Source organism: Pseudomonas sp. GL_117, from assembly GCF_057835125.1.
Window position 1 is genome coordinate 4900354 of sequence record NZ_CM174418.1, and the last position, 25556, is coordinate 4925909.

Sequence of the window (25556 nt, forward strand, 5' to 3'; positions counted from 1 at the left end):
GCTTTTTCATTCTCACTTACTGGTCGATTCATAGCGCAAAATTCCCAGTGTATGATGGGTATCCGACGAAGCTAATACCCTGAGCGATAGCGATCTCTCATAGAGAAAATGAGGTGGCCACTTTCTGAAAAATCACAATGTAAAACACTATAGCTTTATCGCCACCAACATTAGAAGTGTGTATGACTCTTCTATATTACTAGCAAAAACACAAGACTTTATACGTGTACGGCCAAATCGAAAACTCAATAAAAATGCCCTTCCCACCATTCAAAAATAAACTCTCGCAGCCGCAATATCGGATACTCGGTCATATCATTCAATAGCCGTACGCCATCAGGCATTTGCAGCACTCGTTCAAGCATTATACTAGTAGCCATCTTAACTTTCGCTGACGGAAAAGCATCTCCATGGCTTAGCGCTAGCATTTTCTCAAGAAACGGGTCATACGAAGGATTATACTCAAATACCCAATGACGCACGATAAACCGCATAACTAATCCAAAATGACTATTAACCTCCGCATGAGGCCCGCCTACATAACCACTTATCAACTTAAACTCATCCAACCCTTTCGTATGATCCCTTTCAAATACCGACTCAATGACATACGAGCTTATCGATACCGAAGCATGTTTAAATCTGCACAATCCAACTATTGCATTTACATAGTGAAATGGTGAAATGACCTGTTCGCGCATCAGCTCATTAACAATTGCCTGCAACCATGTGCTATCAGCAACCCCATAGCTATGCTTTGCAAACTCTCTAGAATAACCATCATCCGAAACAAAAAGCGCACTGTGCTCCTTTGCTAAAAAATAGGGCGCTACAGCCTCAGGGCTAATATCGAGCAAAGTTTCAGTAAGCTCATCAAGTCCACTTGAGAAATTATAGTGAACAACACTACAACAGCCCTCGATTTTTGAAATATTCTCTAAAAAACCTTCAGACTGAGCCTTTATATCTGCCTCAGTGAATTCCGCACTTACAAAACGACCTTTACTCCAGCCAACATTGAATTGGCGTCTGCCAAGTTCGCCACGCCCGCCGACAAGCTGTCGCATTGAACTTAATGACTCTTGTGAAACTATTAATCGTTCAAAATACTTACCAAATACCACTAGCAAATCTAGCTCTGCTGCTACCCACGCAGTATAAGCATCCAAAACGATAATTTTGTTTTTATGCCTAGCAATTACATCTAAAGCACTCTTCCTCTCATCAGCCGTTCCTAAGCAGGTGTCTATCCGCCCATTAGTAAACCTCAGCAGATCAGAAACTTGAAAAACATTTTTTTTCCACATACCAGCAGCAATTCCAAGCGGAATGTGCTTATCCGTCACAGTAGCAATGAAGTCTTCATCCTTTTCTGCTTGACGTTTAATAAAATCAAGCAGCGACTGTATATCACCTTCCTCCACTTTAAATGACCACAACCCACCATCTTCGGGAAACTGACTTTCGTAAGTAGCGCAAATCTTGTGGAACGCTTCCAAATACTTATGTTTTACTTCCTCAAGCCTCCATACAACTGAACCCTGCAGCCTCTCTTGTGTATACTCATAACCAACACACTTACCAATCACTTTCCTAACATACGAGTCAACTGCCCCAGGTGACAATATGATTTCATCCTCAATGAATTCAGACACTTCACGCTTTACAACTCTATCGTCAGACGAAACTAGTTTTATACTGCACCCGGCACCTACAGCCATTTCTTTATCTAGCAAAGCATTTTTATTTGCACTCAGAAACAGATGAAAATATCCCAATACAACTTTAGCTACGTTAGGATTCTGAGAATATATTGTATAACCAAGATCGAGACCTTTTTTAGAATTTCCAGCCTCCACCAACCCCCTAGCAACGTGCATCCATTGTTCAGGGGTTCCGTCATAACGCTCTTGATCGTATTTAGAAAACAAGCTACCCAGCGCTTCTTGATCATCACGTATTTTTGCTATATCAATTAACGCAATTAAACCATATAGATCACGACCGCCAGAATCATAGTACTGAGAAATCAGAGAAGGTATTTCGTCGTAACGTGCTCTTTTAAAGTAAAAAAGCCCTAACAACAAATAAAAACCTTCAGGATTCTTCGCTACCTCTTCAAAAAAAACAAGCGCCTCAACCCTCAACGGATGCTCATTCAAATAGGCTAATGCAAGTGTGTGTTTTAGCTCGTAATTATCCAACGCATCAGGAAACGAGGATAACCGAAGGACAATTTCCCTCCACTGCATCAATGTTCGGATCAATTTTATGTAATGAAAGAACTCAATAACATCTGAATTCTCACTGACAATTTCGCTCCCGTAAAGGCGAGCCAATTCGGCTATTGAAATCAGCCCACACGCGTTCGAAAAATCAAACAAAAGCAATCTAGCACGACTATCCAGCTTTTCGCTTTGAAGGAGCCGTTCTAAACTCGCCTTACCCCGCGAATCTCCTTTTTTCGCCCTCGCAATATAAACAACAACTTTAGCTTGAATTAAAAACTCGCCATCAAACTTAGCCAAACTATAATCTTGAAACCTTGACAAAGCCGCCCAATCCTTTTGAGCAAGCATTAGCAAAAACCTTAACCTTCCGGCATCATCTAAGTTCTCCAGCTTGTCAATTGCTTTCAAACAAAGATCAGGGTCATCTAAATCCAAAAGAATTTTTGCAGTAGCATCAACTAAACTTTGATCAGCCGCCAGCTCCGATATCACGTATGCACAAAGAGTGCGAAGCGATTCAAAATCACCGACCAGCTTATAGGATACAACAAGACTCTGAACAACCTGCAGGTCCCAGCCATTAGCCAATCTATCACTATTTCGAAATTCCGCCCAATACTCTTCAAAGTACTTTGCGGCCACTTTCAACTTCTCGATATCCTCTGAGGCAAATTTAAAACCGTTAGGACCTTGCCGAGAATTAACATATAACTGAATAACACCTTGCGCCACAAGACTTTTAGCCAGCAAGTCGTCAGGATGTTCAGCCAGATATTTCTCGGCTAAAGTCATCCACCCTTCTACATCCTTCGAGGATAAAAAGTGGATGTGAGCCAAGCGAACGCTTTTTGAAAGCTTCACATCGTCAGGGAGGGTCTCATACAAGTCATTAAACCCGTCATGGTATTGACCTTCAATGCGGGCAGCCTGAATAATGAATCCAGCTAGCTCATCATTATGGGGGTGATTTTTTAGCTCTGCGAGCCCATAACTTATAGCTTCTTTTGCTTTCCCGGCGATTATATATGCAAACGCCTTGAATGCTATTGCCTTATCGTTTTCAGGAGCGTAGGTGCACGCCTCAAAAAGCAAAACAGAGGCATAAACAGCCTCCCCCAAAAGATGCTTACATATAGCAATATTTGCTTTAATTCTAAAAATCGAATGTGCATTAAGATTTTTAGCCTGATGAGTAATCAGTTCAGTATAAAGCCCCAACGCTTCTCTAACACGCCCCTCATTCATTTTATCCCGGTAATGATCGATCTGGCGACCGATCTCACTTTGAAGATCACCGGCAACTCCCAAACTTCGAGCTTCTGCCTGACTTACCAGAACCTCTTTTAGAGCGTTTTTTATTTCGCTCTTGTCATTAACAATAATGACCCCAGCATTATCACCACCTAAAGCGACACCACCGTTATTTGCTATTACGGTAGGTTCATCTTTTTTGAATCGCGCAAGAAGACCGAAGATACTCCGCATTTATTTTCCTTTGCGGTAGGAAGTATTAATCGCACCTTTATTAGATCCATTTATAGCCACACCACCTCTGTCGGCCCTGACAGTAGTCTTTCGCTTCCATACAAATTTAATAGTTATTGCAATGACAAGCAGCAGTCCAACTGCTAAGCCAAATGCTAATTTTGGGTTATCTACTATAGAAAAACTCATATTAATCCTCCATGGTCAGGCACCGCGATGGCTAGATGCTATCGCAGCTAGCTGTCCTACGCTACCGATTCAGCACCGGCCAACCTACGCTAGCAAACGTAGTGTTGATGGTCAGACCACCAACTAGCATGTCACGCCTTCACTTTCATACTGTGTCGTGTACCAACGCACCTTATGGAGTGCAAAGAAATTCTACTTGCTCTGAAAATTATTTTCTTGAGGCATGGCCTTCGCTGAAAACTGCAAGCTGGCGACATCAGTATTCACCAGAGTCCAACCGTGCCTCGGGATCTATGCCAAGCTGCAATCAAGTGTCGAAGGGCCGTCAAGTGCCTCATTTGGCTTTCTTTAGGCTGCCTAGCTGTGCCTAATGCCATGGCCGTATCTATGTTAAAACATGAAAACATAGCTCTATTGCTTCGCCAGCTAAACGCACTGGAAGACACAGCTCATCGCAGCGCCAATATCACTGACGAACCCGGCCAGCGCTACCTCTTCGACTACCAGCGCCTCAGCGACGACATTGCACGAATCCGTCAGGGACTGAAAGACCACCTCTCCCCCTCCCGAGCCCAACCCCGCGACCCCGTCGAGCTTTCCGGCAGCTACACAACGGAAGGCCGCAAACCATGAGCATGTCCGGCGCCCAAGCCTCCGCCTTCCAAACATCAGGCGGCTTCCCTCCCAGCGCCAGCTACCTGCTTTTCGTAGGCTTCGCCATAGCCATCACCTTCCTCTGGGCAGCCTGGGCAACCTGGAGCTGCTACCGAGGCTGGGCCACCGGCAACCTGGAACAAACCATCGCGGCACCCTCGGTTGTCCGGATCCTTCTTCTCAGCGTGATCCTCACCTTTTTCATCCTCAGTTGACCCAGTCGGAGTCTCAACATGTCGTCCCTTACCAAAACCCTCTACACCGTGACTGGCGCAACGTTGCTGCCCTCGTTCGCATCCGCCGCTCTGCCGGCTGCACAGCCCCCCTCACGTGGCGAGGGCACCAACCTGATCCAAACCATGCAGAACTACGGCTTCGACGCCTTCATGCTGATCGGCCTAGTCATCTTGGGCGTGATGTTCCTCGGTGTGGCCTGGCATGCCTTCGGCGTGTACCACGAGATCCAGGACGGCAAGAAGAAATGGCGCGACCTCGGTGCCACCGCCACCGTGGGGGTGGGAGTTCTCGGTGTTGGGATCTTCCTGGTCACGAAAGCCACCGGCATTTTGTAACGAGGGTCGTCCATGCCAGATGTTCTTGAAGACGGCACGTTGAGTTTCTTGCCTACCCGTTTGAACGACCAGCCCGCGGTAATCGGTGGCCTTACCGTCGACGAGATGTGGGGCACGGTGCTGATCAGTGGTGCCGTTGGGATGGTGCTAGGAATTGCTTTCGCGATTCTGACCCAGGTTTGGGCGCTGATCATCGTCGGTGCATTGGCGGGAGGTGTACTTGGTTTGACCGTGGCCAGCCGCCTTCTAAGGCGCTGGAAACGCGGACGGCCAGACACCTGGCTGTACCGCCAGATGCAACTGACGCTCGCCCAGCACTTCCCCACTTGGAACAACGCACGCCTGATCACTCGCAGCGGTGCCTGGACCTGCCGTCGCACGGAGGGCTCATGACTTACCGCAAAAAAGTAGATGCTCAACACGCCCACATCAGCAGCCTGCGCCTGATCATTGGGCTGATGGTCATTCTGGGGCTCTACATGGCTTACGGCTGGCAAAGCGCTCCACGCGATCTCACCATTCATGTGCCGCCAGACCTTCGATCCGGCAGCACCCGCCATTGGTGGGACGTTCCAACAGAGTCTGTGTATGCCTTCGGCTTCTACATTTTCCAGCAGATCAACCGCTGGCCGAATGACGGTGAAGTCGATTACGAGGACAACATCACCCGTCTGGGCAGCTACCTCACACCGAGCTGCAAGGCGTACCTGCAGAAAGACTTCGAGCTTCGCCGTAACAGCGGCGAGCTGCGCAGGCGTGAGCGCGGTGTCTCTGAGATTCCTGGGCGCGGGCTGAACGATACGTCGGTGCAACGCATCGAGACGCTCAGCATCAACGACTGGACCGTGAACCTGGACATCATCGCGGACGAGCACTACGGCGGAGAAATCGTGAAACGTGCCTTTGCCCGCTATCCCCTGCACATCATTCGCTCCGACATAGATCCCGAAACCAACCCCTTCGGCCTCGCCTGGGACTGCTACAGCGGTAATCCCCAGCGGATCGAGGTCTCTGCTGAACTGCCTAAATCTGGAGGCAAGCCATGATGCGCCGCCTGCTCGTTGCTGGGTTACTCACACTCGGCCAGTGCGCCCTCGCCAATGCCGTGGAAATCATGCGTTGGGAGCGTATCCCGCTGGCACTGCCATTGATCGTCGGGCAAGAGCGCATTGTCTTTGTTGATCAAAATGTTCGAGTCGGTGTACCGCGCAACCTAGTCGACAAGCTGCGCGTGCAAAGCACTGGCGGTGCGTTGTACCTGCTGGCTCATGAGCCGATAGAACCCACTCGCCTGCAACTGCAAAACATGGTCAGCGGCGAGATCATGCTGGTGGACATCATCGCGACAGCCGCAACTGCAAACCAGCAAGCCCCTGAACCGGTGAAGATCGTTGCCGGCGAAAGCCCAGCCACACGATATGGGCAAGCCAGCGCCAAGCCTTCTGGCAACCGCCCTGCCCCGCCGACGGCCACCTCTGCCGAGGAGGTCTCAGCGACGGCTCAGCGCGAAACACCTCTGCCCGTGGTGATGACGCGATATGCCGCCCAGATGCTGTATGCGCCTCTACGCACGGTTGAACCCTTGGAGGGCATCGCCCAGGTCAAGCTCAATCGAGGAATGAACCTCAGCACCGTGCTCCCGACCTTACCAGTGGAGGCCTCGGCCCTAGGTGCGTGGAGATTGGATGAGTACTGGGTGACGGCAGTGAAGCTGCGCAACACCAGCGCCCAATACCTGGCTCTTGATCCAAGGGACCTCATGGGAGATTTCATCACTGCAACATTCCAGCACCCATACCTCGGTGCCCACGGCGATGCGAGCGATACAACGACGGTGTATCTGGTGACCCGTGGCCATGGCCTGGCCGAATCAATCCTGCCGCTGGCTGTCGGGCAGATCGATCCGAAAGGAGGACGCCGTGAAGAATAATCCACTGCTCAAATTCCTGGTTATTCCGTTCGCGATCCTGGCAATTTTCATCGTGGCCAAGTTGTTCAGTGGCGGCAGTGCACAGCCGGACGCTCAAGAAGCTGAGACCCTAATGCTAAGCGCTGACGAGGCGATAAGACTGGGTGTAGACGGAGACACTCCGGCCGACACCCTGCGGACCATCGTTTCGGAGAGCCGGCAGCTCAAAGCCCAGATCTCCAACGCATTGAAAAGCAATGACGACCTGAAGCAGCAGAATCTGGATTTAACTCAACGCCTCCAGAACATCGATCAAAACGTCGACAGCAAACTGAAAAGCGCCCAGGACACGCTGAAAGAACAATCGCAGCAGCAAAGCCAATCACTCCTGGACAGCCTGCAACAACAGCTCAACACCTTGAGCAACAAAACCGAGGCGATGAACTCGACAGCGGCTGACTTGCCCATCGGGTTTGGCTTGCAGCCGGGTGATGGCGAGGGTTTCAAAAAAGCCCCTAGCACCGACATCATTTGGATCGAAGCGCAGGACGCCAGGCCGGTAGACGTCAATGGCAAACCGATAGCCGCGGGCTCAGCTCAAGCAGCCAACGGTTTCAGCTTTCCCACATCGTTTGGTGAAGCCTTGGGCCATGGCCAGAACACGCTGAATGCCAGCGCCCAGGCAGTCGCGAGTGAAGTCTCCCCGCAGGAGGCGCGCAAACAGGTCCGCAAGGTTTACACCCTGCCCCAGAACTCGACGCTGATGGGGTCGGTAGCGATGTCCGCACTGATCGGCCGAGTGCCTATCGACGGCACCGTCAACGACCCCTACCCGTTCAAGGTCCTGATCGGCCCGGACAACCTCACCGCCAACGGTATCGACTTACCCGACGTCGCAGGCGCCGTCGCCAGCGGAACGGCAGCAGGCGACTGGACGCTGTCCTGCGTGCGCGGGCAGATCAAAAGCCTGACGTTCGTCTTCAACGACGGCACCATCCGCACGCTCCCAGCGCCGCCGGAGGAAGCAACGGGCAGCAGTAGCCAGGCTTCAACCCAGGGCGGCCTGGGCTGGATCAGCGACGCTTACGGCATTCCCTGCATCAGTGGCGAACGCAAAAGCAACGCCTCGCAGTACATCGGCTCCCAGGTGCTGATCACCGCTGCCGGCGCCGGTGCCGCGTCGCTGATCAAGCCGGACGGCAACGTCAGTTCCTTCGTGAACACCCAGACCGGAACGGTGGGTACTGTTGGACTGTCCGGCAGTGAGGCCATGGGCAAGATCATTGGCCAGGGCGTCAATGACATCTCCAGTTGGGTCAACAAACTCTACGGGCAGGCCTTTGCGGCCGTGTACGTGCAGCCAGGCGCGAAAGTCGCCGTGCACCTAGACCAGCAGTTGGCCATTGATTACGAACTCAAGGGCCGCAAGGTCGACTATCGCTCAGGAGCCCGTCATGTCTCGACTACGCTTGATTAATTACGGTGCATGCCTGGCCGTTGCACTGCTCTCTACGGGTTGCGCGACGAGCAAAGAAGAACTGCTCCCCCATGGCGACAACACGATGATGGATGTGTGGGAGCAAGGTTCGATTGGCTCAAGCAACAGCGCCAGCAGCCGTCAGTTGCTCGATGCGCGCCTCGGTTTGCGAAGGTCGTTGGAGGATGGGCGGGCCGAAAATGTTGCGTACACCCGCACGGCTCAAAACGAAATCTACAGCCAGTTCAAACGCCTGCCGAACCCGGACCTGGTGATGTACGTGTTCCCCCATCTGACCGGCTCAGACCCGGCGCCCATTCCGGGATACAGCACGGTATTCCCGCTGTATCAGCGTGTGCAGTACGCCATGCCGGGTGAACGGACGGAGGATTACTGATGGACCTCTTTGAGCGTTTCAAGAAGCGGAAGACACCTGATCTTAAAGCTCGGGATAACACCGATACAGCAACAGAACGCTACTTGAACAGGTTGGCCGCGCTGGGCATCCCCTCTCCAGAAGACTGGCGAAATCCGAAGAATAAACCTGCAACCACAGCTGATGTTCGTCGCCTCTACAACGTCAATCCATCCTTCGTAGACCTGCTGCCCTGGGTCGATTACCTGCCTGACGAGCAAGCCATGTTGCTGGAGGATGGCGTATCCCGCGCAGCCTTTTTTGAGCTGACGCCGATCGGCACCGAAGGCCGAGACCCCGAGTGGCTGCGCAAAGCGCGCGATGCCCTGGAAAACGCCCTGCAGGATTCCTTCGACGAGCTGGAAACATCGCCGTGGGTAATTCAGTTGTACGCCCAGGACGAAACCAATTGGGACAATTACCTGCAACGACTGCACGACTACATTCAGCCGCGGGCACGGGGAACCACGTTTACCGAGCATTACCTGGCGCTGATGAAGCAGCATCTGGAAGCCATCTCTAAACCGGGAGGCCTGTTCGAAGACACCAAAGTCAGCCAACTGCCCTGGAGAGGTCAGCAGCGTCGTGTTCGGCTCGTGGTCTATCGACGGACCCGTGGCGTGGAAGCCGACGTGCGCGGCCAGGCCCCTGGCCCCTACCTGAAAGTCATCTGTGACCGGTTGGTGGGAGGCCTGGAAAACGCCGGCATCAAAACTCATCGCATGGATGGCCATGCCATCCGACACTGGTTGATTCACTGGTTCAATCCCCGGCCGGATCACCTAGGTCCCGCAGAGGCTGACATACGCCGTTTCTACGAACTGGTGTGCAAGCCTGTACCGGATGCGGGACCAGACGAATTGCCGCTCGCCAGCGGTACCGACTTCTCACAAAACCTTTGCTACCGCGAACCACTGTCAGACATGGAAAATGGACTGTGGTACTTCGACGGCCTCCCCCACCGCGTGGTGATGCTTGATCGACTGCGTGGCGCCCCCAAGACAGGCCACCTGACAGGTGAAACCCGAAAGGGTGGCGATGCACTCAACGCGCTATTCGACAAAATGCCGGAGGACACCATCCTCTGTATCACGCTCGTGATTACGCCGCAGGACATCCTTGAGGGGCATCTGGAGCAGCTTTCACGTAAGGCCATCGGCGACACGCAGGCATCGGTGTTGACCCGCGAAGATGTAGGTACAGCGCGGAAAATGCTGGGTCGCCATCACAAACTGTACAAAGGCAGCGTGGCGTTTTTCCTTCGCGGTAAGGACCAGGTGCAATTGCAGGAACGCAGCCTGCAACTCAGCACCGCGTTGCTGGGTGCCGGCATGGAACCCGTCGAACCGCAGGACGAGGTCGCCCCACTGAACTCCTATGTCAGATGGCTACCCGGCAACTTCGACCCGAACGAGCGCAAAGCCCTGGAATGGTATGTGCAACTGATGTTCGCCCAGCACATTGCGAACCTGGCGCCCGTCTGGGGCAGATCCACCGGGACCGGGCACCCGGGAATTACCCTGTTCAACCGTGGCGGGGCTCCAATTACATTCGACCCACTCAACAAACTCGACCGCCAGATGAATGCACACCTGTTCATGTTCGGTCCGACCGGTGCCGGTAAGTCGGCCAGCGCGACCGGCATGCTTAATCAGTTGGTCGCGATATACCGCCCTCGCCTGTTTATTGTTGAAGCGGGTAACAGCTTTGGGTTGTTCGGTGATTTTGCGAAGAAACTGGGTTTAACGGTAAATCGTGTTCGGCTCTCGCCTGGGTCTGGTGTCAGCCTGGCGCCGTTCGCCGACGCGGTGAAGCTGGTCGTGCCAAGTCGGAACGTCAAGGTTCTAACGGCTGACGACATTGAAGCCTCGGACGAGCACCTGGTCAGCCAGACAGAGGACGATCAGCGGGACATTCTGGGCGAGATGGAAATTGCTGCCAGGCTGATGATCACCGGCGGCGAAGACCGGGAAGATGCGCGACTGACCCGCGCGGATCGTAGTGCCATTCGCCAGTGCATTCTCAATGCGGCGCAGAGGTGTGTGGCCGAACAGCGAATTGTCCTGCCACAAGACATTCGTGAAGCCCTCCGCGATACCGGGTTGGAACCAGGCATCCCGGCAGCTCGCAGCGCACGTTTTTTGGAGATGGCCGAGGCCATGTCCATGTTCTGTATGGGCAACGAGGCAGACATGTTCAACCGGCCTGGCACACCGTGGCCGGAGGCGGACATCACCATCGTCGACCTGGCTACGTACGCGCGCGAAGGCTACAGCGCACAGATGGCCATCTCGTATATCTCACTGCTGAACACCGTGAATAACATTGCAGAGCGTGACCAGTTCAAGGGCCGACCGTTGGTGTTCTTCACTGACGAAGGGCATATCCAACTGAAGGTTCCGCTGCTGTGTTCCTACTCCGTTAAGATCACGAAGATGTGGCGCAAGCTTGGGGCCTGGTATTGGATGGCCACGCAGAACGTGGACGACGTGCCGCCCGAGGCGTCTGCCTTGCTGAATATGATTGAGTGGTGGATCTGCTTGAACATGCCGCCGGATGAGGTGGAGAAGATCGCGCGGTTTCGTGAGCTTAGTGCGGCTCAGAGATCGATGATGCTGTCGGCTCGGAAGGAGAGCGGGAAGTTTACGGAGGGGGTGGTGCTTTCGAAGAGCATGGAGTTGCTGTTTCGAGCGGTGCCGCCGAGTCTGCATTTGGCGTTGGCTATGACGGAGCCGGAGGAGAAGAAGCAGAGGTTTGACATCATGCAATCAACGGGTTTCAACGAACTGGAAGCGGCTATTGAAGTTGCAAAATTACTAGACCTATATCGAGGTATCGAAGCCCATGCCGACTAAGAACGCCTTTGAATACGTCCCAGAACAGGTTCACCGATTTGAATCGGGCGACCTAAAAAGAGAGTTCAACTACCTCTGAGCAGCAAAGTTTGAAAAAAGTAAGATTTTCAAGCCGCTCTACAAGCCTGACAGCATACGGCTTAGACAATAGGCCCAACAGGATATGCACAACTTATCCACAAGACGAGTGTATTTGGACGGCTTGATTAGTTTCTCAAAATCGCTCATCTTGTGTCTGCCGACAACACAAACCCCTAGATATAGGTTTCCGGCACCGTATTCCCAGACAGGGAGGGCGGAATCAGCGAGTGATTACGTAAGGTCAGCAAACGTTCCGTAACCACCCGCTCTCGAAGCCATTCGGTTAAGTACGCCTGACTTGAGTGCATGTATTACATCCAATCGAGTGCCTCCACGTCAAATGAAGAAGACCTGGAGGTGCCGAATGGTAGCCCTCGGTCAGGATCACATTCTCTGATTGAAAGGTATGACCATGAGCATCAACACTAAACAAACCGGCGAAGACATCGCCACCTTGGCCTCGAAAGTACTTCGTGACCCTCATGCTTCGGCACTCGGAAAGCAATTGGCCGGCTCGGCGCTGTCCCAATCCTCCAGCACCAAACAAACAGGTGCTGAAATGGAAGAGATCGCCAGCAAAATTGTGAGTAATAGCTTGAAGTATAGTGATACGGAGGTGAGCTTGGCTGGGTCTGTTCTTGCACAGTCCAACAAAGCGCGCTAAACAAGTTTGCTCGGTTTCAAAACGCCCCGCCCTGTGCGGGGCGTTTCCGTATCTACAGCTTACCAATTGCCAAACCTCCAGCGGCTGGTCTGTAGCTATTGAGCAACTGCATTGGGTTGCGTTGAAATTCACTCGGGCTTTCAGGCATCTTTATTCTGCGATCAAAAGGTGCGCACTCGCACCCTCCATTTGTATTTCGGAAAGCTGAATGAGGAAGCAAAAGTGGGGAAAATTACCAGCCTTAAACCCGTAATCTTCGACGGACCTTCACCCGAGTCACTGCGCACATGACTGAATGGCAACGTCAATACGTGGAAGAAAAGCAGTAGATGGGAAAGCCAACGATAGGAATTTCTTGGAAGGCAGCGACCATAGGCGAGACGGTCTATGACCTGAGCCACCTGAGTCCACATCTCTGGGAAATCACAATCCCAGGCAAGGAAGGAAAACCCGAGCTGCACCTACGAGTGAACATCACGTACGGGTTGCATTGCTTCGCTCGTGCTCCATTGCCGGGTGAAACTGTCAGCGCTGATGGCTGGTATGAAGACTCGCGCGAAAAAAGAGTATTTTGCTGTTTACGCTGGGAGCTATCGAAACGGCTGCCTGACATCATCGCGACGCTCGGCGAAAGACGTTGCATGCATACGGGCCACGAAGAGTTCGTAACCGTAGAAGTCGTGCATCAAGGACGCACCTTCGATTACGCAGTGTTCTTCACCGTTACAAAAGCCAAGAAAGCGGAAGGCGCTCACCTCAATCTATTCGTCAACAGTGCACACGAACGGTATGACCCACTGCAGTACAAGAAACCGATCAGCTTCAAATTCATCCTGCTGAATCGATATCTGGGCAAAGCAATCAAAACACCTCTCTGAAAAAGACAAAACCCCGCAATGCGGGGCTTTGACTTTAATCCGGAATCTCTTGGTTATCCCACTCTATGGTGCGGACCTCTTGCGAGGTGGATGGACGCTTACACCGGTCGGCGCTACCTTTTCAGTGCCCCCATTATTCAACCATTTGTTGAATAGGGAAAGGACCATTCATCATTTTTGATCATCCAGGTTGCTTTGGTCTCACCGACGATCATCAAGATGAAAATACATTCGCACCCTGGATCCTATTTCCTACTGCACGGCTGCGCACCATAAGGTTTCCTGCGCCTAACTCAACTTTAGGCGCGGCGCGATGCCCAAAATCATCCCCTCTTTACGGAAGTGCGTTGTACACCGACTTGTTGTGATGTGCCTGATGCCTGCTTCAGGGATCATCCAAGCTGAGACATGGGTAATCAGTGATCGTAACCTGCCCATAAGTGTTTCGGCTGATGTCCGGGTAATTCTATTAGACAAGCAAGTGCACCTTGAAAATCGGCTATCTGATGAGCTACCTGTAGACCCGAACCACGCAGCGGCAACAATCCAACGATACCTCTCTAGCCCTGCTGGAAAACGCTTGCAAAATGATCTAGCTAGCGCCCAGAAAGGCCTTACCGACGCGTGGAGTCTCGGCATTGAAAAAATTCCAGCCGTCGTCGTAGACCGCCGCTATGTCATTTATGGTGAAGCGGACGTGGCCAAGGCCGTTGAGCGAATCAAGCAGGCTAGAGGCTCATTGCAATGAAGCGCCTAACCCACCTGCTTCGCCCCCTATCGCTGGCAATAACCTTCAGCCTATCTGTCAGCACATCAGCCGCAATCAACTCCGCAGCAATCATCACCTCCTCCCTCTCCCCCTCCTGCCTGGAGTACCAGGTAGTCGGAATCTGCTACTGGCTGCTATGCACAAACTTCGGCTGCAAAGTCAGAACCTCCGCCAAGGTACGCCACTACGTGCCAGACGCTGTCGTATCTGCCTACTCCAGCACTGGAATGAACCCATGGGTAGAGATGTCCCCCCTCGGTTCACCAACCCCCATGGCGCAAGCAGGCGAGGATGGCACCACCAACCACGTCGCTGAAAACACCACTATCAAGTTCAAGGAGGCCGACGTCATCGGCCACCCCGGAGGCGCGACGTTCAGTCAGTTCGCCAGTGCCTCGGGCTACGCATGCAAAGGGGCAACCTTGCCGTTTGTGCCCTACTTCCTCAGCACGCTGGACCCCATTGCCTGGCGATACGGAATGCCCGAATCCGTATACCCCGAAGCACTCATTCCCGGAATGCGCGAGGTCGGCAGCCTATTCACGGCGAGCAGTTGGGGAAATCTCTACCCACGCAGCGGCTTCCTCAATCAGGTCGACGACTACAAGACAGGCGCAGTCATCGCGCAGCGCGCTGGTGACATCACTACCCGCCTCGGCCAGGTCCACGTCTATCAGCCGATGCGCGCCCTCCCCATGCCAGGTTACTGGCCGGCAGGCGAGCTGCGGGAAGGCATGGCGTTGACTGGCAAATGGCAAGAGTTGACCCCAACCCTCAACCCGACCTGCGCAACCTTTCCCAACATCATGCCGAGCATCGACTCAGTGAGCGGTGGTTACGCCTGGGCACTGTGGCGGCCGTATTCCTGCTGTCAGCGGCGCGGCCAGACCTTTCTGGGTAGCACGGGTCTCTAATGAAATCGGAGCACAACATGACATTCACCCCATGGGCTGTCGGACTGGTCTGCGGCCTGGTCAGTGCAATGGCCTTCTCTGCTGACCCTATCAACGCCTCAACCTCCGGAAGCGTCATCGGCGACGACGTGCTCTACAGCATCGGCGGCGGTAACGCAGTGAGCATGGGCAGTGCCGGAAACATGGACAGCATTTCCGTGGGTGCCGGCTGGAATACCAATCTGATCTGCGGAAACATGAGCCTGAGCAGCACCCTGGAAAACCAGTTGAACGGGGCGACCTCAGGCTTCCAGAACATCATGAGCACCGTGGTACAGAACGCCACTGGTGCCGTTGCCTCTCTGCCGGCATTGATTCTTCAACGTGCCAACCCCGCCCTCTACAACTTGATCACCAACGGCATCCTGCAAGCGCGACTGGATTTTGATCGTTCCAAGAGCACCTGCCGCGCTATCGGCGACAGGATGGCAGACATCGCCGGCAATCAGATGGGATGGGGCAAGCTCGCAGAGGGTCAGGCGATGAGCCAAACCCTGAGCTCCAACACCGACGCGGTGTCTGCCGTTGAGCAAGTTGAGAAGAAGGCAGGCAACGATGGCGTGACCTGGGTCGGCGGAGATCGAGCGGGCGGTTCAAGCCAGAAGCCGATTCGTATCGTGGGCGATGTGACCAAAGCCGGTTACAACCTGCTTAACAAGCGCAGTGCCGAGGATACGTCCTCCATCAGCAAGGATGAATGCCGCAATGGCCTGGTGTGCAATGTCTGGTCCTCCCCGCAAGAAGCCAGCAGCTTCGCCAATCGTGTCCTCGGCGAACAGCAACAACAGACCTGTGACAGCTGCCCGGCGACTGTTACATCCGCAGGCGTGGGGCTGACGCCGCTGATCCAGGAAACCTACGACACCAAGCTCAAGGCACTACAGGAGTTGCTATCGGGCAGCAAACCTTTGTCGCTCGAAAACCTCACTGCCGCCAGCAGCAACTCGCTGCCGATCACCCGAGGAGTTATCGCAGCCCTGAAAGACGAGCGCGACCAGGATGTGCTCGCCCGTCGTTTGGCCTCCGAAGTTGCGCTCTCCGATGTGCTTGAAAAAGCCCTGATCCTGCAGCGCACATTGCTTGCCGGCAGCCGGGAGCCGAACGTCGCCGCGAACGATCTGGCCATCCAGGCAGTGAACCTGCAGACGTCTTCCCTGCAGCAGGAAATCGGCAACCTCAAGATGGAATTGGACATGCGCCAACAGCTCGCGAACAACTCACCGATGACCATCATCGAGCGCAGTAAAGCCCGTGCGGAAAACTCTCGAGGGGTGTTCCAGGGGGATGCAGAAACCGACCGCCTGAACCAGCTCCAGTCAGCGCCCACGAGTCGACAATGAGAGACAGGCCATGACTGATATGACAAAACACGCTCGGGCTCGCCGGGTCGGGCGAGGCCTTCTCATGGGTCTTGGTGTGTCACTCACGTTGATGATGCTGAGCGCCGCCTTCCTCTTCCTGTTTGCCAATGCCAAACAGTGGCAGCTGTGGAGCAGTAACCATTATTGGGAACTCCTCGCCTGGCGAATCTTGCTCTACATCGCTCTGATGGTGACCTGGACCAAACTCAAGACCTGCCTTCCCGAGCCCATACGACTGAACAATCGAGGTCGTTTAGCCAGAATCGAAATATTGATCGTGATGCTGTTTGGGCTGATAGAGCTGAGCAAAGTCCTGCTACAACAAGGGGGTGTTTGATGACGCTCTACACCAACGATTACCTGGAGTATTACCTCACTCTGGTCGCATGGATCATCAACAACGGCATCTGGGCGATGATCCAGGACAGCGGCTTGTTTGCCCTGCCCTTCTGCATCATCGTCATTCGAGAGTGGCTGAAAGTGCGCGGAGAGGGTGCCGACGAGGGCAACAAGGGTGTGCTGTCGTTAGCACGGATCGAAACCCACATCTACGTAGGCTTCGTCGTCGTGGCGTTCTGTGGAGTACCAGCCGTCAATGTGAGCTTCGATACCCTGGCGTTTGATCAAAGCAGGTCTCAGCAGTGCCAATACAACCTGCCCGCGCCGACCGAAACCGGCTGGAATACCACGTTCAGTTCGCTCGCGGGCAAGAGTGCCGAAATGCCTATGTGGTGGGCGTTTATGCACTCCATGTCTAAAGCACTGACCAGTGGTGCTGTAGCAGCCATCCCGTGTGGCACGGACCTGCGACAGATGCGGATGGAGATTGATCGAACGCGGATCAACAATCCGTTGCTGGCCCAGGAAGTGGCCGACTTCACTCACGATTGCTACGGCCCGTCACGCTCACGCTTGTTTATGCGCAGCCCTGAAGTGGTTGCCGATAAAAACACGACAGACATTCTCGAAGACTTGAGCTGGATAGGATCGCGCCATCTACTGAACTCCGCCGGGTACTACGACACCGATTACTCAAAAACGCCCCGCACGGCTTGGCCGTACAACCCTGTGCGAGACGTTGGTTTACCGCAGGTTACGGGTGGTGGTGGCTATCCAACGTGTAAGCAGTGGTGGAGTGATGCGGGCGTGGGTCTGAAGGAGCGCCTGCAAAGCCAGGTCGACCCGGATCTGCTGTCACGTTTTCTGGGATGGGCCAAGTGGATGTCGCCGGATAAGGTCAACGAGTCACTAGTTCGTCAGTTGGTCTCACCCTCGAATCAGGTGAGGGGTGATGTGTACTCGGACTATGGCGGGCAGATCGGCGGAACCGTTTGGAATGGCATGGCCCGGGCGACGGGCACACTTGGGGTCGCTGTAGGCTCCTTGGCATATTTCCCTGCAATGGACATGGTGCGTCAGGCGCTACCGATGGTTATGGCGTTTTTGAAAATGGCCTTTGTAATCTGTCTGCCGCTCGTACTGATAATTGGCGCGTATCAGTTGAACGTCGCAATGACCTTGACGGTAGTTTTCTTTGCTCTGATGTTCGTGGACTTCTGGTTTCAGCTAGCCCGATGGGTGGACACCACAATCCTTGATGCGCTTTACGGCTCTGGATCTCCCCACCTCAGCTTCGATCCTGTGATGGGACTGAACACAGCGACTCAGGATGCTATTTTGAATTTTGTGATGGGGGCGATGTTCATCATCATGCCCGTGTTCTGGATAGGGGCACTCGGTTGGGCAGGGGTCAAGGTCGGTAACGTGCTCGAAGGGCTGTCCAGTGGCACGCTGGCAGTTCGAGGTGCGGGCGAGAAAGGTGGCCAGGCAGTAGAAGGGGGTATCAAAGGCGCAGGCAACAACATCGTGAAATGACAGTAGAGAGGTAATTTCGATAAGAGTTAGATCACCTCCTCACGCGCTCATCCTCACCGTGCCAAAGACTGTCGGGTCCATTTGAGTCCCATAGACTCTTAGATTTGGAAAGCTGAGTCCCAGAATTTTTCCCTTGATCAGCTATATCAGTTGTCCCTCCGGCTTTGACCAACATGAGGGTCAGGATCACTAATACCGCGAAGGTCAAAAGCCCACTGATAAACCCGTGCCCAATGTGAAATATCGTAAGAATCGCTGCTGCAACCACAAAGGTTCTCTTGATCCATCGCAGAATGCTGTTTTCGTCAGTCAGAAGAAAACGCATCCCACGACCAAGGCTAACGCCCAACCGGGAAGCGATGCTGTGTGAATTTGGTAACGACATGAGGCCCCCTCCGTTTAATCACAGTCCCATCTTCATGGATACTCACCTTCCACTCCACCCCAGGAATCAAGCTTTGCGCCAAAGACATCACGCCCATAGGGAGCATCTCTCTCCTCTGCTTTGGCCAACTCCTCAAGAATAGAAAAATCGCCTTTCGCCATCGCGTACACAATGAGCACCATGCTGATGAGAGTGAGCAACGCTCCTGCCAACCAGTGAAAAAAATGTATCGAGAGAAATAGTGCGGAGGCAAAGAAAACCAGTCTTTTCATCCAACGGATTGTTGGATTTGGATCTCGAAGGAAAAAGCGCAGGCATCGACCTAGGCCATAACCCAATCGACCCGCAAATCCCTGAGAGGACTGTAATGACATGAGAGCCCTCCGCTCATGTGACCAAAGTGAAATCACGTATACGTCGCGAGTGAAATTCGCTCAAGACAACCGGCATAATTGCCGATGGAAATGTGCAACATTTTTTAACCAGAGCATCCCATGGCGACACGAAGCGTATTACTAAATCCCCACCTGGAGCAGGTCGTCAATGACCTTGTTGTTTCAGGTCGCTATCAAAGCGCAAGCGAAGTCCTACGTGAGGGGCTGCGTCTGCTGGAACAGCGCGAAGCTGAAGAGTCCGCCAAAGCCGACGATCTACGGAAGACCATTTCAACCGGCCTCACGAGTCTTGAAGAGGGCGACCTTACACAAGTTGGCGCTGAAGACCTGGAACGCTTCATGGCCTCCCTTGCCGAGCAGATTTTACTACCGATCACAGAGAGTCATTGAGCATGCCGCAGTACCAAGTATCCACCCTTGCTCAATCAGATATCGTGAACATCTTGAGCCGTTACCAGGCACAGTTCGGCATCGCTTGCCGGCAACGCTACCAAGATCTGATTCTCACGGCCCTGGAGGATATCGGCGCAGTCCCCTACCGCATTGGCAGCAGTTTCCGCGATGAGATTGCACCAGGCCTTCGAAGCTTTCATCTGCTCCACTCCCGCAAGCGCGCAGCTAACTCGGTAGGTGTTGTCCAAAAACCTCAGCACGTTATTTTTTATCGGCTTGCCGATGACCAGGCCATCGAGGTCGTTCGCCTGGTGCACGAGACTGCGGAAGCCAGACTTCACCTCCCCAAAGAATGACCCAGCAAATGGCCCAAAAGGAAATGGTTCTGGAAAAGCCAATGGAAGGGATCACAAGGGTAAAAGCCCTACCCGAAAGGGCTTGCTTCGCAAAGGGATTAGGCCTCCCTTCGTAAACATCTTCTCCGACACGACCTGTCGATTACTCTCCCAAAGCTCACACACCTGACACACAGGGAATGAAGGAAGCAGACTACATTTCACCGAGAAGCGTCTGATTTCCAGGCCTGTTCACGCCCTCCAGAATCCGCCGGCACATGGACGTGATGGCAAAATACCCTTTGAATTTCGATGGGCAGCGAGCAATGCTTTTTCGTTGAACCAACCCAGTCAGAAAGAGGAAAAGCCCGCTCCATGTTTCTTACATGGAGCCGATTATGTTCTCTCTAAGACGCCGTAGAAAAGCAGCACCCACCCACACTCATACTCCAGAAGGTTACTTGGAGCCAGCGACCAGCCAGGCGCTGCTCGCTCATCCTCGTCGACTAAAACTACTGGAGAACATTTGGCAACGCGCATCCCTTTCGCGCACTCAGTTTGCCGAACTCTACCGACGACCGCTGGAGCGCTACGCAGAGTTGGTCCAGCTACTTCCTGCCTCGCAGAATCATCACCATGCGCACCTTGGTGGAATGCTGGACCACGGCCTGGAGATCGTCGCCTATGCCCTGAAAATTCGACAGACCTACCTGCTGCCGATAGGCGCACCGCCGGAATCTCAATCAGCACAGGCAGAGGCTTGGACTGCTGCCGCAGCCTACGGCGCGTTGATACACGACGCAGGTAAGATCGCAGTTGATGTGCACATCGAATTGGAGGGAGGAAAAACCTGGCATCCGTGGCACGGACCGATTAAACGGCCGTACCGTTTTCGGTACCTGAAGGACAGGGACTACCACCTCCACGGAGCCGCCTCAGCGCTGGCCTATTCGCAAATCCTGACGCCGAACATACTGGACTGGCTCAGTGGCTTTCCCGAGGCCTGGTCGCAGCTGATATTTATCCTGGCGGGCCAATATGAACATGCTGGCATCCTCGGTGAGATCGTGATCAAAGCCGACCAGGCATCCGTCGCTCAAGAGCTGGGCGGCAATCCATCCCGCGCATTGGCCGCGCCCAAACAATCCCTACAGCGACAACTGGCGGAAGGTCTACGCCACTTGGTGCGTGACACCTTGAAGCTGAATCAGCCTGATGGACCTGCAGATGGATGGCTGACTCAGGATGCTTTGTGGCTGGTCAGCAAGCCCATTGCGGACCAATTGAGGGCATGTCTGCTGTCCCAAGGCGTCGAAGGGGTGCCCAGCTCAAATGCACCTTTCTTCAACATGCTGCAGGATCAGGGCATCGTTCAAACAAACGCTAAAGATAAAGCGATCTGGAAGGCCACGATTGATAACGGTCGCGGGTGGAGAAATACATTCACCTTGCTCAAGCTCTCACCGGCGCTAATCTGGGGCAATCCGAGTGAGCGGCCACCGATCTACGCGGGCAGCGTTGAAATTGCGTCAGATGCACCGCCTGAGGAGGCGCAGGATCATCAGCACAGTCCGGCCCTACCGTCGCAGCAGGACTCAGCCCATGACGTCCCTACGACGCCCCAAACACCTCTGACGCGCTCAGCACCCACCGCTGATGACCCGGCGGAGGTCGACGCCTTGTTGGCGCTGCTGACCAATACCGAGCAGCCAGCAGAACACACCCCACAAATGCTGACGCCTCCTATCCCCGACGCAAATGCCTGCGAACCAAACGCATCAGCAGTACAAGAAGCCGTCGACCCCATGCTGACGCCGCCCGTGAACAAAACAGATCTGGGCCAGGGTTTCGTTGATTGGCTGAGAGCCGGTATCGCCTCGCGCAAAATTATCATCAACGATGCCAAGGCACTGGTTCACACCGTTGCCGGCACTGCGATGTTAGTTACTCCGGGAGTGTTCAAACGTTTCGTGCAGGAGTTCCCGGCTTTGGAAACACAGGCTAAAGCTCAAAAACTGAACGCCTGGGAACTGGTTCAACGAAGCTTCGAGAAGCTGAAACTCCATCGAAAAACTGAATCAAGCCACAACATCTGGACCATCAATGTAATCGGGCCACGCACCACCAAAAAGTTACGGGGTTACCTGCTCATCGATCCGCTGACGCTTTTCAGCGAGGTCCCCTTTGACAATGTGAGCTTGAGCCTACCGCCCTCATCATTAGAGGGGGCTGAATGAACACCCCATTGGAACTGACCCGGGACTACCTTTCTACACAAGTACTTCGAGAGGCCACCGAAAAAATCTACCTCGCCTCCACCCGCGCGCTGTTAAGGCATTTCGGTGAGAGCGTTACGCTTGAGGCGATAGACCAGCGCTCGGTGTTGGGATGGCGCAAAAAAGTGCTGGAGGATGGTCTTGCAAAGACGAGCTGGAACACCTATTCAAATCATATGCGCACCGTCTGGGGCCATGGACTTGAATACGGCACGCTGACTCACACCACGATCAACCCTTTCAAAAAGACTTCGGTCATTCCACCCAGGCGCCCCAAGAAAACCGTGCCGCGCGAAGCCATCAAATGGGCGCGAAATTGGCTGAAGGAGTTGGTGATTGAAGAGCGCATCACCCAAAAGCGCAGCAAGATAACCCCCGCATGGTTTTGGCTGGCTGTGTTCGAGCTATTTTTCCACAGTGGTATTCGCCTGAATGCGCTGCTTAACCTCCGGTACCAGGATGTTCACTGGGACAGCCGCTTAATACGCGTGGAGGCGGACAAAGAGAAAACCCACCGCGAGTACTCCATACCTATCACAGGCGATCTTGAGCCCCACCTCAGAGCGGTTTGGGATGCGGCCAAGGCGATTGGATTCGATGCCGATGATCAGCTCTTCAATGTAAATCGGTTCTCCCACCACTACCGCCGAAAGACCATGAACACCGATCAGGTCGAAGCCATGTATCGCAAGCTTCACAAACGGCTTGAAACGCGGATGACCCCGCACCGATTCCGGCATACGCTGGCCACCGACCTGATGCGCCAACCAGAGCGCAACATTCACCTGACCAAGAGCTTGTTGAACCATTCCAATATCTCGACGACCTTGGGGTACATCGAGGTTGATTACAGCCACATGCGAGCGGTGATGCAGGAGCGCAGCATGGCCCAAGGGTCACTCAAGGTGGAACGCCGAGTAGACGACCGAATACCTACGCAAATACCTGTAGAACCGCTGCTGAAGACTGAGGCGCCAGAGCCTGAGACGGTGTCCTTGCTGATCACACACAACCCGGATCAGCCGGTCGCATGCGTCACCGCTGATCCCCCAATTCCGATACCTCCGCCGGAGGAGCTCGCGACATACAAGCTGTTGACCCAAGTGCAGAGCCTGGAGTCCGAGAGGTATTCGCTGGACCAGGCCATGCTGCCGGCGAGTACGGGGCTCAGTCACGAATTGTCCTGGGATGGGCCAGGCACATGGTGGGAGGATCTAGAGTTGCCAACATCGGCTATCGAGGAGAGCGCGGAGCACTCAATGATGCTTACATTGATGCTCGGCTTGGGCGGTGCGAAGAGCCACAACTGGGGCTGAAGCATCCAACAGTTTCAGCTCAACAACTAGCCCTCTTGACCGGTGCCGTTTGAGCATCCGGTCAGTGGAAGAGAAGCCGGCGAAAGCCGGTTTTTCTGCTTCTAACTTCCTGCTGGCTGTTGCAAGGCCACTGAGCCCCGCAAAACCACATGACGACTTGAACAAGTCCCGCGTTTTGCGTGTAGGAAGGTGAGAACCGCTAGAAGCCTACAAGCGCTCAGGATTTTTCCTAACTAGCTTCGAGCCTTCATCTGACAGACCCGCCGCAAATTACCGAAAACGCCGATTTTACTGCCCACCTCATATTGACATCACAAAACGCCAACACTAGATTTCGCGTCAGACGGCTGCATGTCTACGAAGATATCGAGCGCGTTGCGCGCCTTCAGCTCCGTCCACCGACCTAAATCGCGGGCAAAAAAAAACCCGGAAATCCTCACTTGCGTGGGCCTTCCGGATTTTCTAAACCGCCAAAAATGGTGGGTCGTGTGGGATTCGAACCTACGACCAATTGGTTAAAAGCCAACTGCTCTACCAACTGAGCTAACGACCCGCTGTGTTGTGGCGCGTATAATACTGATTTCTAAGGATTATTCAACACCTTATTTTAAAAAAATCAGAAATAACGCGTTGGGTCAGTAATTCCGGCCGCTTGGAAGCCTTCTGCACGCAGTCGGCAGCTGTCGCATTTCCCACAAGCACGGCCGTCATCGTCTGCCTGGTAGCAGGAAACTGTCAGCGAATAATCGACGCCAAGTCCTACGCCAGCCTTGACGATATCGGCTTTGCTGAGGTTTTGCAGCGGCGCCAGGATGCGGAAGCCCTGCCCTTCTACACCGGCTTTGGTCGCCAGGTTGGCCATGCGTTCAAACGATTCGACGAACTCTGGGCGGCAGTCCGGGTAACCGGAGTAGTCCACCGCGTTGACGCCGATAAAGATGTCGCGGGCGTTGAGCACTTCAGCCCAGCCCAGGGCCAGGGACAGGAAGACGGTGTTGCGGGCCGGTACGTAAGTGACCGGGATGCCTTCGCCGGGTGTTTCCGGTACGTCGATGCTGCTGTCAGTGAGCGCCGAGCCGCCGATGCCATTGAGGTTCAAGCCGATCACCTTGTGCTCGACCACGCCCATGTCGCGGGCGACGCGGGCGGCAGCGTTCAGTTCGGCGCGATGACGCTGGCCGTAGTCGAAGCTCATGGTGTAGCAGCTGTAGCCTTGCGCCTGCGCCATCGCGACCACGGTAGCGGAGTCGAGGCCGCCGGACAGGAGAATCACGGCGCGTTTTTGATCGTTGGTGTGCTCAGTCATGTCAGCGTCCTGGCTCGTCGTTCCAAAGGTATTTGTGCAACTGCAATTGCAGGCGCACCGGTAGATTGTCCGCCACCACCCAATCGGCGAGGTCGCGTGCGTTCAGGTCGTGGTGGCTTGGAGAGAACAGCACCTCGCCCGCGCGACGGTCCAGGCCATACTGGATCAGCTTGGAGTTCGCCCAATCGTAATCATCACGGGAACAGATAACGAACTTGACCTGATCGTTGGCCGTCAGCAAGTCGATGTTCTCGTAGCGGTTGCGGTGCGATTCCTTGGAGTCCGGGGTCTTGAGGTCGACTACCCGGCTTACCCGCGGGTCGACCGCGGAAATATCCAGGGCGCCGCTGGTTTCCAGGGACACCTCGTAACCGGCATCGCACAGCTGCTTGAGCAAAGGGATGGCATTGGGTTGCGCCAACGGCTCGCCGCCCGTCACGCAGACGTAGCGCGGCCGGTAACCGGCAACCTGTTCGAGGATGTCGTCGAGGGTACGCACGGTGCCACCACTGAAAGCGTAGGCGCTGTCGCAGTATTGGCAGCGCAACGGGCAACCGGTCAGGCGCACAAATACTGTGGGCAGGCCAGCGGTGCGCGTTTCACCCTGCAAAGAGTAAAAAACTTCGGTGATACGTAATGTGTCTTGCATAGTCGCCACGGGCGTAACAGCTAAACAGGCTGTCCGCCTCCGTCAGGCACTTCATGAGACCCCGCCAACGCGTAGACCCCAAGAAGCGTGTTTCATAAAAGGGCGTGGATTCTAACGAAAAAACCCGCGCCAG

General features: G+C 54.1%; 25 protein-coding genes and 1 tRNA gene. 20 read left to right on the forward strand and 6 right to left on the reverse strand.

The window, feature by feature from the left end:
* Window positions 1-245 precede the first annotated feature (245 nt).
* Together AC3ISR_RS22305 and AC3ISR_RS22310 are read right to left on the reverse strand one after the other, a co-directional pair.
* The gene (locus tag AC3ISR_RS22305) at window positions 246-3716 is read right to left on the reverse strand and encodes a tetratricopeptide repeat protein (RefSeq protein ID WP_489324471.1); all 3471 of its coding nucleotides are present in this window, start codon (window positions 3714-3716) and stop codon (window positions 246-248) included.
* A complete protein-coding gene (locus AC3ISR_RS22310) occupies window positions 3717-3905 on the reverse strand; it encodes a hypothetical protein (RefSeq protein WP_489324472.1) in 189 nt (62 codons plus the stop codon).
* 363 nt (window positions 3906-4268) lie between these two features.
* On the opposite strand from AC3ISR_RS22310, the gene AC3ISR_RS22315 reads away from it, so the two are divergent.
* From AC3ISR_RS22315 to AC3ISR_RS22390, 16 genes are all read left to right on the forward strand, one after another.
* The gene (locus tag AC3ISR_RS22315) at window positions 4269-4538 is read left to right on the forward strand and encodes an integrative conjugative element protein, RAQPRD family (protein ID WP_489324473.1); all 270 of its coding nucleotides are present in this window, start codon (window positions 4269-4271) and stop codon (window positions 4536-4538) included.
* Complete coding sequence (locus tag AC3ISR_RS22320) at window positions 4535-4774, forward strand: TIGR03758 family integrating conjugative element protein (RefSeq protein WP_489324474.1); 240 nt, start codon at window positions 4535-4537, stop codon at window positions 4772-4774. Before AC3ISR_RS22315 ends, AC3ISR_RS22320 begins: the two co-directional genes overlap by 4 nt.
* Window positions 4775-4792: 18 nt before the next feature.
* A complete protein-coding gene (locus tag AC3ISR_RS22325) occupies window positions 4793-5131 on the forward strand; it encodes a TIGR03745 family integrating conjugative element membrane protein (protein ID WP_489324475.1) in 339 nt (112 codons plus the stop codon).
* A gap of 12 nt (window positions 5132-5143) precedes the next feature.
* On the forward strand, window positions 5144-5524 hold the full coding sequence (locus tag AC3ISR_RS22330; protein WP_489324476.1) for a TIGR03750 family conjugal transfer protein: 381 nt from the start codon (window positions 5144-5146) through the stop codon (window positions 5522-5524).
* The gene (locus AC3ISR_RS22335; protein ID WP_489324477.1) at window positions 5521-6177 is read left to right on the forward strand and encodes a PFL_4703 family integrating conjugative element protein; all 657 of its coding nucleotides are present in this window, start codon (window positions 5521-5523) and stop codon (window positions 6175-6177) included. The genes AC3ISR_RS22330 and AC3ISR_RS22335 overlap by 4 nt, the downstream gene beginning before the upstream one ends.
* Window positions 6174-7061, forward strand: coding sequence for a TIGR03749 family integrating conjugative element protein (locus AC3ISR_RS22340; protein WP_489324478.1), 888 nt, complete (start codon window positions 6174-6176; stop codon window positions 7059-7061). Before AC3ISR_RS22335 ends, AC3ISR_RS22340 begins: the two co-directional genes overlap by 4 nt.
* Window positions 7051-8517, forward strand: coding sequence for a TIGR03752 family integrating conjugative element protein (locus AC3ISR_RS22345; RefSeq protein WP_489324479.1), 1467 nt, complete (start codon window positions 7051-7053; stop codon window positions 8515-8517). Before AC3ISR_RS22340 ends, AC3ISR_RS22345 begins: the two co-directional genes overlap by 11 nt.
* Window positions 8495-8914: a TIGR03751 family conjugal transfer lipoprotein gene (locus AC3ISR_RS22350; protein WP_489324480.1), complete on the forward strand. Its 420-nt coding sequence runs from the start codon at window positions 8495-8497 to the stop codon at window positions 8912-8914. The genes AC3ISR_RS22345 and AC3ISR_RS22350 overlap by 23 nt, the downstream gene beginning before the upstream one ends.
* Window positions 8914-11787: a conjugative transfer ATPase gene (locus AC3ISR_RS22355; RefSeq protein ID WP_489324481.1), complete on the forward strand. Its 2874-nt coding sequence runs from the start codon at window positions 8914-8916 to the stop codon at window positions 11785-11787. Before AC3ISR_RS22350 ends, AC3ISR_RS22355 begins: the two co-directional genes overlap by 1 nt.
* A gap of 493 nt (window positions 11788-12280) precedes the next feature.
* Window positions 12281-12532, forward strand: coding sequence for a hypothetical protein (locus AC3ISR_RS22360; protein WP_181639781.1), 252 nt, complete (start codon window positions 12281-12283; stop codon window positions 12530-12532).
* Window positions 12533-12861: 329 nt separating this feature from the next.
* A complete protein-coding gene (locus AC3ISR_RS22365) occupies window positions 12862-13410 on the forward strand; it encodes a hypothetical protein (protein ID WP_463985021.1) in 549 nt (182 codons plus the stop codon).
* Window positions 13411-13723: 313 nt separating this feature from the next.
* Window positions 13724-14158 (forward strand): TIGR03757 family integrating conjugative element protein, encoded by a 435-nt coding sequence (locus AC3ISR_RS22370; RefSeq protein ID WP_463985022.1) that lies wholly within the window; start codon window positions 13724-13726, stop codon window positions 14156-14158.
* Window positions 14155-15093: a TIGR03756 family integrating conjugative element protein gene (locus AC3ISR_RS22375; RefSeq protein ID WP_489324482.1), complete on the forward strand. Its 939-nt coding sequence runs from the start codon at window positions 14155-14157 to the stop codon at window positions 15091-15093. Before AC3ISR_RS22370 ends, AC3ISR_RS22375 begins: the two co-directional genes overlap by 4 nt.
* A 68-nt stretch (window positions 15094-15161) precedes the next feature.
* On the forward strand, window positions 15162-16472 hold the full coding sequence (locus tag AC3ISR_RS22380) for an integrating conjugative element protein (protein WP_489324855.1): 1311 nt from the start codon (window positions 15162-15164) through the stop codon (window positions 16470-16472).
* A 10-nt stretch (window positions 16473-16482) separates the two neighbouring features.
* The gene (locus AC3ISR_RS22385; protein ID WP_489324483.1) at window positions 16483-16830 is read left to right on the forward strand and encodes a hypothetical protein; all 348 of its coding nucleotides are present in this window, start codon (window positions 16483-16485) and stop codon (window positions 16828-16830) included.
* A complete protein-coding gene (locus AC3ISR_RS22390) occupies window positions 16830-18368 on the forward strand; it encodes a conjugal transfer protein TraG N-terminal domain-containing protein (RefSeq protein ID WP_489324484.1) in 1539 nt (512 codons plus the stop codon). Before AC3ISR_RS22385 ends, AC3ISR_RS22390 begins: the two co-directional genes overlap by 1 nt.
* A gap of 417 nt (window positions 18369-18785) precedes the next feature.
* On the opposite strand, the gene AC3ISR_RS22395 is transcribed toward AC3ISR_RS22390, so the two are convergent.
* Complete coding sequence (locus tag AC3ISR_RS22395; RefSeq protein WP_489324485.1) at window positions 18786-19127, reverse strand: hypothetical protein; 342 nt, start codon at window positions 19125-19127, stop codon at window positions 18786-18788.
* Between the two features lie 120 nt (window positions 19128-19247).
* Here AC3ISR_RS22395 and AC3ISR_RS22400 point away from each other — a divergent pair, with 120 nt between their 5' ends.
* From AC3ISR_RS22400 to AC3ISR_RS22415, 4 genes are all read left to right on the forward strand, one after another.
* Window positions 19248-19538, forward strand: coding sequence for a type II toxin-antitoxin system ParD family antitoxin (locus tag AC3ISR_RS22400; protein WP_489324486.1), 291 nt, complete (start codon window positions 19248-19250; stop codon window positions 19536-19538).
* A gap of 2 nt (window positions 19539-19540) precedes the next feature.
* Window positions 19541-19897, forward strand: coding sequence for a type II toxin-antitoxin system RelE/ParE family toxin (locus AC3ISR_RS22405; protein ID WP_489324487.1), 357 nt, complete (start codon window positions 19541-19543; stop codon window positions 19895-19897).
* Window positions 19898-20274: 377 nt separating this feature from the next.
* Window positions 20275-22113 (forward strand): MobH family relaxase, encoded by a 1839-nt coding sequence (gene mobH / locus AC3ISR_RS22410; protein WP_489324488.1) that lies wholly within the window; start codon window positions 20275-20277, stop codon window positions 22111-22113.
* Window positions 22110-23468, forward strand: coding sequence for a site-specific integrase (locus AC3ISR_RS22415; RefSeq protein ID WP_489324489.1), 1359 nt, complete (start codon window positions 22110-22112; stop codon window positions 23466-23468). The genes mobH and AC3ISR_RS22415 overlap by 4 nt, the downstream gene beginning before the upstream one ends.
* A gap of 477 nt (window positions 23469-23945) precedes the next feature.
* Here the strand turns inward: AC3ISR_RS22415 and AC3ISR_RS22420 are convergent.
* The 3 genes from AC3ISR_RS22420 to queE all read right to left on the reverse strand — a co-directional run bounded on the left by AC3ISR_RS22420 (window position 23946) and on the right by queE (window position 25423).
* Window positions 23946-24021, reverse strand: a tRNA-Lys gene (locus tag AC3ISR_RS22420).
* 63 nt (window positions 24022-24084) lie between these two features.
* Window positions 24085-24774, reverse strand: coding sequence for a 7-cyano-7-deazaguanine synthase QueC (gene queC, locus AC3ISR_RS22425; RefSeq protein WP_192299424.1), 690 nt, complete (start codon window positions 24772-24774; stop codon window positions 24085-24087).
* 1 nt (window position 24775) lies between these two features.
* Window positions 24776-25423, reverse strand: coding sequence for a 7-carboxy-7-deazaguanine synthase QueE (queE, locus tag AC3ISR_RS22430; protein WP_159955528.1), 648 nt, complete (start codon window positions 25421-25423; stop codon window positions 24776-24778).
* Between the last annotated feature and the right edge of the window lie 133 nt (window positions 25424-25556).